Source organism: Tepidimicrobium xylanilyticum, assembly GCF_900106765.1.
GTDB lineage: Bacteria > Bacillota > Clostridia > Tissierellales > Tepidimicrobiaceae > Tepidimicrobium > Tepidimicrobium xylanilyticum.
The window spans coordinates 1-2,767 of the sequence record NZ_FNNG01000032.1; the positions used below are offsets into that span (position 1 = coordinate 1).

General features: G+C 36.2%; 5 protein-coding genes. All 5 read left to right on the plus strand.

Going from position 1 to position 2,767, the window contains the following annotated elements; all coding sequences use genetic code 11:
- The first annotated feature begins 115 nt into the window (after window positions 1–115).
- The 5 genes from BLV68_RS15100 to BLV68_RS15120 are packed head-to-tail and all read left to right on the plus strand — an operon-like array spanning window position 116 to window position 2,739.
- Window positions 116–742 carry a phage scaffolding protein gene (locus BLV68_RS15100; RefSeq protein ID WP_093755252.1) on the plus strand — a complete coding sequence of 209 codons (627 nt, stop codon included), beginning with the start codon at window positions 116–118 and terminating at the stop codon, window positions 740–742.
- A 24-nt stretch (window positions 743–766) separates the two neighbouring features.
- Window positions 767–1,750 carry a major capsid protein gene (locus BLV68_RS15105; protein WP_093755254.1) on the plus strand — a complete coding sequence of 328 codons (984 nt, stop codon included), beginning with the start codon at window positions 767–769 and terminating at the stop codon, window positions 1,748–1,750.
- A 41-nt stretch (window positions 1,751–1,791) separates the two neighbouring features.
- Window positions 1,792–2,028 carry a hypothetical protein gene (locus tag BLV68_RS15110; protein ID WP_093755256.1) on the plus strand — a complete coding sequence of 79 codons (237 nt, stop codon included), beginning with the start codon at window positions 1,792–1,794 and terminating at the stop codon, window positions 2,026–2,028.
- A 1-nt stretch (window position 2,029) separates the two neighbouring features.
- Window positions 2,030–2,362 (plus strand): phage head-tail connector protein, encoded by a 333-nt coding sequence (locus tag BLV68_RS15115; RefSeq protein WP_200773823.1) that lies wholly within the window; start codon window positions 2,030–2,032, stop codon window positions 2,360–2,362.
- Between the two features lie 2 nt (window positions 2,363–2,364).
- Window positions 2,365–2,739, plus strand: a complete 375-nt coding sequence (locus BLV68_RS15120; RefSeq protein ID WP_200773824.1) for a hypothetical protein — start codon at window positions 2,365–2,367, stop codon at window positions 2,737–2,739.
- Window positions 2,740–2,767: the final 28 nt, after the last annotated feature.

A 2,767-nucleotide genomic window follows, 5' to 3' on the forward strand; every position in this document is an offset into this window, starting at 1 on the left:
TATACCATAAAACTGGAATTCACCTTTTTAGTATTGTAGGTGTAAAAGAACAAGACCGCACAAGGTCGCAACCTTGTAAAAAAGCGTAGAGGGAATAAAAAGGAGGAGAATATAAATGACTTTAGAACAATTATTAGAAATGGGACTTGATGAAGAAACAGCAAAGAAGATACTTAAGGCTTATCAGGAATCCATTAAGGACCAATATGTACCTATAGCTAGATTCAACGAAGTCAATGAGGAAAAGAAAGAGCTAAAAAACCAATTAGAGGAAAGAAATAAACAATTAAAAGAATTAAAAGAGAAAGCAGAAGGAAATGAAGAATTAATTGCTAGAATAACTGAATTAGAAGAGTTAAACAAACAAACTCAGAAGGATTATGAAGAAAAAATAGCAACATTAAAGAAGGAAACAGCTATAGAACTAAAACTTAGAGATGAAAAGGCAAAGAACATAAAGGCAGTAAAGGCTTTGTTAGACTTAGAGAAGGTTTCTTTAGATGGAGAAAACTTGATAGGCTTAGAAGAACAACTAAAGGGTCTGAAAGAAACAGATCCTTATTTATTTGGTGAAGATAAGCTTTCAGGCAGAGAACCAAAACCACCAGGAAATCCAGTAGGAGACGAATACAAGAAAAACCCATGGAGCAAGGAACATTTCAATCTAACAGAGCAAGGAAGGATTTATAGAGAAAATCCAGAGTTAGCAGCTAAGCTTAAAGCAGCTGCAGAAGGAAAATAAATAAAGAAAAGGAGAGATTGATTTATGACTATTACAAGAATACAAGATGTTATTCAACCGGAAGTGTTTACTGAATACACTATCCAAAGGACAATGGAGCTATCCAATTTAATTCAAAGTGGTATAGCTGAAAACAATGAGATGTTTGACAGACTAGCCAGTGGCCCAAATGTGCTTATCAACATGCCATTCTGGGACGACCTAACTGGAGAGCCAGAAGTGATGCATGATGAAGGACATACCGTCCCCGGTAAAATTCAAGCAAGGCAAGATATGGCTAGAAAACTAGGATTCGTAAAATCCTACGGGGTAAACGCACTATCCGCTATGCTTTCTGGGGACGACCCAATGGGAGCAATAGCCGACCTTTTTGCAAATTACTGGCAAAGACAGTATCAACAAATACTACTATCTATACTTGATGGAATCTTTGCAGCAGATAACATGCAAGAAAAAGCACACGACATTACAGGACTAGAAGGAGATAAAAGCTTTATAAACGCCAGAACATTCATAGATGCAACTCAAAAAATGGGAGATGCAAAAGACCTGCTCACTGGTGTTATGATGCACTCCGCTGTAGAAGCTCACTTGGCAAAGTTGCAATTAATCGAATACGAAGAAACTAAAGATAAAAACATAAGAATCCCGTATTTCATGAATAAGAGGGTAATTGTAGACGATGCTATGCCATTTGATACTGAAACAGGTGCTGGAGTAGCGTATCTATTCGGGCAAGGGGCTATAGCATGGGGTAATGGCTCTCATCCAGACATCAAGCAAACAGAAGTGGTAAGAGATGGTCTATCCTTAGCAGGTGAAGATGTACTAGTCAACAGAAAAATCTCTATCCTTCATCCAAGAGGAGTAGCGTGGGTAGAGCCTACAGGTGGAACAGAAAAGACATTCCCAAGCCTAACAGAATTAGAAGATGGCAACAACTGGACAAGAGTATATGAACCAAAAGCAGTAAGAATAGTTAAATTCATGTTTAAGATAGATGAGTAGGAGATTATTTCTCCTACTTGTCTTTTTATAGGAGGGATAGTATGAGCACAGCATATGAGAGAAGAGTAAGAAGATTAAGAGAACATGTATTAGCCAATGAAAGGAAAAGAAAAGAAGAATTAGAAAAAGTATTAGAGCCAGTTGAAGAAGTGGAAGAAGAACTATCTATAGATTATTTAACTAAAGATGAAATAATAGAAAAACTGAGAGAAAAAGGGATAGACCATAATCCTAGGGATAAGAAAGAGACCCTCTTCAAATTACTAGTAGGTGATTAATATGTTGGATAAGTTAAAGCTGCTACTAGGTATTAAAGATGATAGTAAAGATGCAATATTAGAATTTACCCTTGATAGAGTAGAAGAAATAATAAAGAATTACTGTAATATAACTGAAATTCCCGAAGAACTAAACACTACAGTTTTAAGCATGGCCATGGAATTATATAGACTTGAAAACTTTAGCAATGAAGAAGGAAAAAAGGAAGTTAAATCTATCCAAGTGGGAGATACTACTACCACATTTGAGACAAGCAAAGATATGAATATAGCAGAGGAATTATTAAAGAATTACAAGGCTCAATTAGCTTTATACAGAAAGGTTAAGTGGTAGCCATGACTAATTATATGGATAGCGTAAGAAAAGCTATAGAAAGTCAATATAAAGGCTTATGCACAATTTATGAATATAAGGAGATAGAGGATCCAGATACAGGGGAAACAATAGTCAGTCCAGAACCAGTACCAGTCCATGAAAATATACCTTGTAAATTATCTAAGAAAACTATAGCACCAGCGAGCGAAGCAGAGGTAGCCAATACTATCAAATACGAGCCAGTATTATTCATTTCCCCAGATATAAAAGTGAAAGCTGGTTCAATTATAGAAGTTACCCAGCATGGTACAACCAGAAAGTTTAAAAGAAGTGGAGAGCCTTTCGTATACGAAACACATCAGGAGATTATGTTACAAAGGGCTGATACAACATGAGCCTTATCGGAAAATGGGACATTAGAGA

Bases quoted from the DNA above. Each gene is read 5' to 3' on its own strand.
- BLV68_RS15100 (WP_093755252.1), top strand. From the start codon at position 116: ATGACTTTAGAACAATTATTAGAAATGGGACTTGATGAAGAAACAGCA.
- BLV68_RS15105 (WP_093755254.1), top strand. From the start codon at position 767: ATGACTATTACAAGAATACAAGATGTTATTCAACCGGAAGTGTTTACT.
- BLV68_RS15110 (WP_093755256.1), top strand. From the start codon at position 1,792: ATGAGCACAGCATATGAGAGAAGAGTAAGAAGATTAAGAGAACATGTA.
- BLV68_RS15115 (WP_200773823.1), top strand. From the start codon at position 2,030: ATGTTGGATAAGTTAAAGCTGCTACTAGGTATTAAAGATGATAGTAAA.
- BLV68_RS15120 (WP_200773824.1), top strand. From the start codon at position 2,365: ATGACTAATTATATGGATAGCGTAAGAAAAGCTATAGAAAGTCAATAT.